Origin of the sequence: uncultured Phyllobacterium sp. (genome assembly GCF_902479695.1) — a bacterium.
GTDB classification, from domain to species: Bacteria; Pseudomonadota; Alphaproteobacteria; order Rhizobiales; family Rhizobiaceae; genus Phyllobacterium; species Phyllobacterium calauticae.
In genome coordinates this window covers 171,046-177,516 of sequence record NZ_CABSQF010000005.1, presented here as the reverse complement: position 1 = coordinate 177,516, position 6,471 = coordinate 171,046, and the positions used below count along the sequence as shown (strand labels likewise).

At 56.3% G+C, this 6,471-nt stretch carries 9 protein-coding genes and 1 tRNA gene; 8 read left to right on the top strand and 2 right to left on the bottom strand.

Features of this window, described 5'->3' with window-relative positions; all coding sequences use genetic code 11:
* Positions 1–8: 8 nt before the first annotated feature.
* A tRNA-Gly gene (locus tag RDL77_RS05380) sits at positions 9–82 on the top strand.
* Positions 83–143: 61 nt separating this feature from the next.
* Here the strand turns inward: RDL77_RS05380 and RDL77_RS05375 are convergent.
* The gene (locus RDL77_RS05375; protein WP_223611873.1) at positions 144–281 is read right to left on the bottom strand and encodes a hypothetical protein; all 138 of its coding nucleotides are present in this window, start codon (positions 279–281) and stop codon (positions 144–146) included.
* A 233-nt stretch (positions 282–514) separates the two neighbouring features.
* Here RDL77_RS05375 and RDL77_RS05370 point away from each other — a divergent pair, with 233 nt between their 5' ends.
* Both RDL77_RS05370 and RDL77_RS05365 read left to right on the top strand, forming a co-directional pair.
* A complete protein-coding gene (locus tag RDL77_RS05370; protein ID WP_288192063.1) occupies positions 515–805 on the top strand; it encodes a hypothetical protein in 291 nt (96 codons plus the stop codon).
* A gap of 77 nt (positions 806–882) precedes the next feature.
* Complete coding sequence (locus RDL77_RS05365; RefSeq protein ID WP_223611870.1) at positions 883–1,383, top strand: Holotricin-3 precursor; 501 nt, start codon at positions 883–885, stop codon at positions 1,381–1,383.
* Positions 1,384–1,490: 107 nt separating this feature from the next.
* Here the strand turns inward: RDL77_RS05365 and RDL77_RS05360 are convergent, their stop codons facing one another.
* A complete protein-coding gene (locus tag RDL77_RS05360) occupies positions 1,491–2,798 on the bottom strand; it encodes a glycosyltransferase (RefSeq protein ID WP_288192061.1) in 1,308 nt (435 codons plus the stop codon).
* A gap of 49 nt (positions 2,799–2,847) precedes the next feature.
* On the opposite strand from RDL77_RS05360, the gene RDL77_RS05355 reads away from it, so the two are divergent.
* The 5 genes from RDL77_RS05355 to RDL77_RS05335 all read left to right on the top strand — a co-directional run bounded on the left by RDL77_RS05355 (position 2,848) and on the right by RDL77_RS05335 (position 6,471).
* The gene (locus tag RDL77_RS05355) at positions 2,848–3,591 is read left to right on the top strand and encodes a hypothetical protein (RefSeq protein WP_288192060.1); all 744 of its coding nucleotides are present in this window, start codon (positions 2,848–2,850) and stop codon (positions 3,589–3,591) included.
* Positions 3,592–3,763: 172 nt separating this feature from the next.
* Complete coding sequence (locus RDL77_RS05350) at positions 3,764–4,015, top strand: DUF982 domain-containing protein (RefSeq protein WP_223611866.1); 252 nt, start codon at positions 3,764–3,766, stop codon at positions 4,013–4,015.
* A 165-nt stretch (positions 4,016–4,180) separates the two neighbouring features.
* Positions 4,181–4,447 carry a DUF6460 domain-containing protein gene (locus RDL77_RS05345; protein WP_288192059.1) on the top strand — a complete coding sequence of 89 codons (267 nt, stop codon included), beginning with the start codon at positions 4,181–4,183 and terminating at the stop codon, positions 4,445–4,447.
* A 76-nt stretch (positions 4,448–4,523) separates the two neighbouring features.
* Positions 4,524–5,021, top strand: coding sequence for a CAP domain-containing protein (locus RDL77_RS05340; RefSeq protein WP_288192058.1), 498 nt, complete (start codon positions 4,524–4,526; stop codon positions 5,019–5,021).
* Between the two features lie 94 nt (positions 5,022–5,115).
* Positions 5,116–6,471 (top strand): MATE family efflux transporter, encoded by a 1,356-nt coding sequence (locus tag RDL77_RS05335; RefSeq protein ID WP_374042665.1) that lies wholly within the window; start codon positions 5,116–5,118, stop codon positions 6,469–6,471.

Sequence of the window (6,471 nt, the reverse complement as noted above, 5' to 3'; positions counted from 1 at the left end):
GGGCATAGGCGGGTGTAGTTCAATGGTAGAACGGCAGCTTCCCAAGCTGCATACGAGGGTTCGATTCCCTTCACCCGCTCCATCCCTTGTTTGCATGGAACGCAAGACGGCAGCAAGGATGCCGCCTCGCGTTGAACCGGTTGTCAAATATTGATCTGCTCCAGCCACTTGCCACGTGATTGCGCGATTTCCTCGGGTTGATCTTCCGGTGCATTGTGTTTGGCGGCATCGCAATTGACAACGCTGAGGTTGGCATAGTTGGCCCTGCACCAGGCTACCATGTCCGCCCCGATCGCCAGGTTTTTTCCCGATCCTTCGAACGCATTCAACAGAACTGGGAAAGCGTCGCTGGCAAAGAGAATATCGACGTTTTGACGTCCACTCTGCAGCTTGTGCTCGAAAAATTGCCTCGCGGTGAATAGACCCGCCTGCTTTTCGCTTGCTGCGGTATACTTGTTTGAATGTTCATCAACAACGGCGTAGTGTGGAGCGGGATAAACTGGAGGGAGCTGTCATGAAGAATATTCTTTCCCTGGTGGCTGCCGGCCTCATCGCGCTGGTGATGGGCCTGACATCAATCGTATCCACGCAGGCCTCGCCTATCTCCGTCCAACGCGCGCCGATCGCTTCGAATGTGGAACTGGTCAAATACAAGCACAATCGCGGCAGGCATTGGGGCCATCGCCATCATTATCGGCACGGCTGGAGAGGTCATCACCATCGCCGCCACCACTGGAACAATCGGCACCATCGTCCCGGCTATTGGAAGCACCATCGTCATCACAGGCACTATTATCGCTATTAACGCCTCATAATGGCCCTAAACGGATTATTAACGTTCCGGCGGGGGAACGATCACCGGGACATATTGAGGAGATGGGTATGACTCTTGTGAAGCGCGGTTTTGTTGCCGTTGCATGTTTTGGTTTGCTGGTTGCCGGCACTGCACTCTCGACGACCGGCAATTACAGCCTTGTCGGTTCTGCGCTGGCCAAAAATGGCAATGGCAACGGTGGCGGCGAGGGCGGCGGAAAAGGCAATGGCGGCGAAGGCCATGGCAATGCCAAGGGCGACCACGCAAATGACAAATCCAAGACCAAGGAAGCAGATCTGAGCGACAGGGATCTGGACAAGAATACCTTGGGTCCGCTTAACGCAGCGCATGCATCCGCGCGGGCACGGGAGCGGGCAGCGCCCAATTCCTCCGTCGGTAAGATCGCCGCTTACGAACGCAGCCGCGAAGCAGCCCTTGCCATTACTGATCCCACGTTGAGGGAGCAGGCCCTCGAAGCCGCTGAAGCCAAATTGAGCACGGATTTCCATCGGACACTCACGACGGCGCAAATTGACAAAGTGAACGACCTGTTGGACGCCCGCCGCTGAGACCGAAATGGCCAATCGACAGGATTGGTGCGATATTCCAAAGCCCCCGTATCTCCGGACGCGGGGGCTTTTGCAATTGAGGTGGTCCTCGCGCCTGATATTTTCGGCTACGGCGATTTGTTGTGCCGCTTTGAGCGCGCCCGCAACACTGCGCCAACGCGCCTGAGCGGAGATGGTACAAGCGCTTGGTACATGGCCTTCAAACTCACGAGGATATTCGTTGACGTTGAAATTTCACGATCGAGTTTATCGATTTTCGTGGTCAATGTTTGAGCGAGCGTTTCCATGGAATGTGAATTGGGCAAATGACGCTCTGTCACCGAATGCAGTTCGGCAAGGATCTCTGATTTTGATTGATCCAGCATTTGCCTGAGAGTGTCTGTTTCCGGCATCCAATGCATTTCAGAGGCGATACGAAACCAGGTTCTTTTTTCCGCGGTTGCAACGAGTTCCTGCGCCCATTGGCCATTGGCAAGACCGAGCGCAGGCAGGCCGGGTGATCCTGCCTTGATAGCCGAACGGTAGAGCTTTTCGTATTGGGAGACATATTTGTCCGCCGGCGAATGCTCACGCAGATATTCGGCTACATCTGCCGCATCCTTGGCGTCGTAGTGCTGGATCGCTTCCTGCAACAGCCCGACAGTTGTCGGTCGGGCGAGCAACCGCACACCAAAATTATTCTTCCGCCAGGCGGCGACATTGCGGGTCGTGAGAAGTCCGGCAAAGCCGCGACCATCACATACAACAACCGCACATCCGACAAAGGCCGCTTCCAGCGCCATGCGCGCCGTTGCAAAGACCAAATCATATTTGAGCAATTCCTTCTCGAGCGCATCGGAAAACTTGCCTGTTCCAGGGCCCAGCTCGTCAAGTGTCATGGTCTCTGCGGCACACGCGCGCCGCACCAATTCAGCATGACCGCTGGCCTTGGTAAGCAGGAGCGCCTTCCGGGGGCGGTCCGGAAGAGGGGGCCTTGCGATAAAACGCGCTGAATCAACGGCGTTTTCTATCGTGGTCAAGCGATTGGCCGGGATGCCTCTGGACAAGCATTTGTCTCTGCACGCTGCATCCACGGCGACATAGTGCTTGATCTGCGGGTGCAGCAAGGGGGCTTCGATCTCGAACACGGAACTGTGGCAGGTGTAGACGACCGGCACGTCGGGAAAACGTACCATGGCAATAAAGCATGGGGACACATGGTGTGCATGAATGACATCAGGCCGATAGGGTATCTGATCTATCGCATCATAGATTTGATGTCCCTTCTGTATCATCCAGTTGGTGTCGCCGACCAATGTCGGGGCAAAAATCATAACGTGGTGACCTGCGCCTCGAAGTGCGTCAGCCAACAGTTCAACGACACTTTCGGATCCGGACCGCATTCCAAAAACAAAATTTGTAATAAGAACACGCACTTTATATTTCCCCGATGCTTTTGTTGCTCAGCTATGGTCTATTTCACCAATGCAGAATAAACAAACACTAAGTATTCTTCTTTTGGCGCATCCTGGGCATGAGCTGCGCATTCACCATTGGGTGGAATTGAACAAGCCTCTTGTTTTCTTTCTGACAGACGGGTCTGGAAGCAAGGAACAGTCCCGAACGCATTATTCCCGGGAAATCATCGAAAAAACCGGATCCGCTGCGGGCGCGATATTTGGCGATATTTCGGACAGGCTTTGGTACGATGCGCTGGCACGTCATGATCACGGGTTTTTCGCGGCGGTGATCGCGTCAATTGAGGCTGATATTGGAGAACATCATTCTTACAGAATAGTTGCGGATGCACGTGATGGATACAATCCAATCCACGACCTGGCATCGGCCATGGGCGCGATCCTGCAAAAGCGATTGTCCGCGCGCGGCAAACCGGCCGAACTCCTCTTTTCCGCGGCGACGGCTGGAGCAAAAGGCGATCGCGTCTATGAACTGGTTTTGGATGGGGAAGCCCGCACGCGAAAATTGGCGGCGGTGGCGCGTTATCTTCCACTGGTTGATGAGGCGCGCTCTATTTTGAAACAATACCCCGCCGCAATGGACAGGGAAGTGCTGATTTCTCAAGTCACGGATTGGCACACACCGAAAAATCCCCAGTGGGAGGAAATCGGACGTGAAAGGGTTGCGGCGGGTATTTATCAATCCTGCTTGACCTATGAAGATCACTTTTTGCCAGTTGTTTCCAAGTTGTTCGAAGAATGCGGCAAGTAACGCGATCATCTTCAGACGCACTGTGATCGAGGGTGCTCTTCACACGGTAATGGCCTGACGGGAATATCCTGCGTGGTGGTATGCCGGCCCGGCCGGAATGGTTGTACTCACGATGGAATGCCAATATAATATGGGGATGCGGGGGCTTGGCTGTTTTTGGGCGTCTCACATCATGCGTAAACTGACATTTGAATCTGTGACCGTAGAGACCAGGCAGATAGGCAAATACCGAAGTATAGCCTCGGTAAAAGAAGCCGCTGAATTTCTGTCGGAGGATTGGCCGGCCCGGCACGGACCGAGCTATCTCGCCGCACAACAAATATGCCACGATGCCCTGAATGGCGAAAGAACGGTCGGCGAAGCCCGAAAAGCCTTCATTGCGGCGGCAAAAACGGTCGATATTTTCGTGCAGGATCGGCATTGAAACCAATCTGACCGTCTTGCCGGCTTCCGCCGGCCTTATCCGGGATATATTTGGACTGGAACGCTTGGCGAATCCGCTATCGCTGTGCAATTGCTTGAACCGGGCCGCATATGGCCATATGTGAACACCATCGCTGCAATTGCCGCCGCCGCTATCGGAGTATCAATGTCGGACAAGATGAACCGTTTTCTGGGAGACACGCCGGGCCGTGTTCTGCTCAAGCTCATTCTCGTATCGCTTTTCGTCGGCGTGATCATGAACGCGTTCAACTGGTCGCCGCTCGATATTCTGTATGGCTTCGAGAACTTTGCCCGCCGCGTCTGGAACCTCGGTTTTGGTGCCATCGAGCGTTTCGCCGGTTACTTCCTCTTGGGCGCGGTCGTGGTTGTGCCGAGCTTCATCATTTTGCGGTTGTTGAGCTACCGGCGTTAAACGCAAAAATATCACCTTGGCCTGAATGAGCCACAATTGCTGGATATCGGCAGTGCGTCTCATTCAGGAATTGCTTATGCCCAACCATAGATTTCATTTGTCACGCCGCAGCGTGCTTGGGTTCGCCGCCGTCTCGGCGCTGTTGCCGCTGGCCGCCTGCCAGACAGTGACACGCACGCCGGGGAAAAGTGCCGGTGTATCGGCGTCAGCGACATCGCTTGTACAGAATATACGCTCTTCCAATGGATTGGCTGGCCTTGCCGCCGATTCTTCGCTGGAAAGCGCCGCACTGCAGCAGGCGGGTTACATGGCCAGCGCCGGCCGCATGTCCCATACGACCGGCTGGGGGCGTGATTTTGCCACCCGTGTGCGGAACAACGAGATCCACGGTATTGCTGCGGAAAATATCGCCGTCGGCCGCATGGAACTCGACCGGCTCTTTGCCATGTGGATGGCCTCGCCGCCGCATCGCCGCAATATGCTGGATCAGAAGTTCACCCGGTTCGGTCTTGCCTATTCTGAAGCTGCCAGCGGCAGCAGCCAGCGGTATTGGGCGCTGGTCCTTGCCAGCTGAACTATCGGCGGGGATTGGCCGATAGTTCTGGAAAAGCGCCGCGCGCAATGGCATAGGATATCGATAGCCCCTCTGGCGTCTTTCCCGGTGTCCCATGTCAACGCAAGTGTCCCATCCTGATGGATCAAAGATCGTTCGCCCGTTCGAGGTGACGAACCGCCTGATGCTGTCGATCACGATTCCCGTGATGCTGGCATCGTTGACGACGCCCTTGCTCGGTCTCGTCGATACGGCTGTGATTGGCCAGCTCGGCGATCCGCATCTGCTTGGCGGGCTGGCGATCGGGGCTCTGGTTTTCGATTTTCTCTTTTCGACCATGAATTTCCTGCGCGCCGGAACAACCGGGCTGGTGGCGCAGGCGATGGGTCGCCATGACAATGTGGAACAGCAAGCGGTGTTCTGGCGGGCCATCGGCATAGCCATGCTTGTCGGCCTTGTTTTCATTGCCGTGACGCCGCTGGTGCTGACTGCAACAGTTCGCTTCATGAACCCGGATCAGGCGGTCGCCGACGCCATGTCCACCTATGTGTCGATCCGGCTCTTTTCCTCGCCGATGGCGCTTGGAAACTTTGTCGTTCTCGGTCTGCTGCTCGGACAGGGCAAGGCGATGCAGGGCCTCTACCTGCAATTCCTGCTCAACGGCGTCAATGTGGTCATGACCTGCTGGCTCGGTCTGGTCATGGGCTGGGGCGTTGCAGGCATCGCCTGGGGAACCGTGCTTGGCGAAAGCGTCGCGCTGGTTGTCGGCTTGACCATGGTCTATTGGCAGTTTCGGGCCGTTCCCAATCCATCGCTTGCGCGCATCCTCGATATGCCGGCCATCCGGCGGATGTTTGCGGTCAACCGCGATATCATGCTGCGCTCGTTCTTCCTGCTGATCGCCTATGCCTATTTCACCCGCGCTGGTACCGAGGCCGGTGCCGTGACCTTGGCAACCAACGCCGTGCTGATGAATTTTCTGCTGATCTCGGGCTATCTCATTGATGGCGTGACGACGGCAGCCGAGCAGATTTCCGGCCGTGCCGTCGGCGCCCATTATCGCCCGGCCTTTGATCGCGGCATCAAGCTTTCATTCCTGTGGGGGCTGGTGCTGGCTTCGCTGATGGCGCTGTTCTTCCTCATCTACGGCAATGCCATCGTGGCGGTTCTGATCAAATCTGCGGATGTGCAGGCCATGGCCGCACTCTACATGCCGTGGGCGGCCCTGGCGCCCGTTACCGGGCTGCTGGCCTTCCATATGGACGGCGTATTCATCGGGGCCACCTGGTCACGCGACATGCGCAACATGATGCTGCTGTCACTTGCCGGGTACTTCGCCGCCTATTTCATTCTGCCGCAGTTCATGGGCAATCACGGGCTCTGGCTGGCGCTTCACCTGTTCCTCGGGCTGCGCGGTCTGTCGCTGCTGGCGATCCTGCCGCGGCGGGCGCGGCTGCAGTTCGCCAGCTAG

Bases quoted from the DNA above. Each gene is read 5' to 3' on its own strand.
- RDL77_RS05375 (WP_223611873.1), bottom strand. From the start codon at position 281: ATGGTAGCCTGGTGCAGGGCCAACTATGCCAACCTCAGCGTTGTCAAT.
- RDL77_RS05370 (WP_288192063.1), top strand. From the start codon at position 515: ATGAAGAATATTCTTTCCCTGGTGGCTGCCGGCCTCATCGCGCTGGTG.
- RDL77_RS05365 (WP_223611870.1), top strand. From the start codon at position 883: ATGACTCTTGTGAAGCGCGGTTTTGTTGCCGTTGCATGTTTTGGTTTG.
- RDL77_RS05355 (WP_288192060.1), top strand. From the start codon at position 2,848: ATGCAGAATAAACAAACACTAAGTATTCTTCTTTTGGCGCATCCTGGG.
- RDL77_RS05350 (WP_223611866.1), top strand. From the start codon at position 3,764: ATGCGTAAACTGACATTTGAATCTGTGACCGTAGAGACCAGGCAGATA.
- RDL77_RS05345 (WP_288192059.1), top strand. From the start codon at position 4,181: ATGTCGGACAAGATGAACCGTTTTCTGGGAGACACGCCGGGCCGTGTT.
- RDL77_RS05340 (WP_288192058.1), top strand. From the start codon at position 4,524: ATGCCCAACCATAGATTTCATTTGTCACGCCGCAGCGTGCTTGGGTTC.
- RDL77_RS05335 (WP_374042665.1), top strand. From the start codon at position 5,116: ATGTCAACGCAAGTGTCCCATCCTGATGGATCAAAGATCGTTCGCCCG.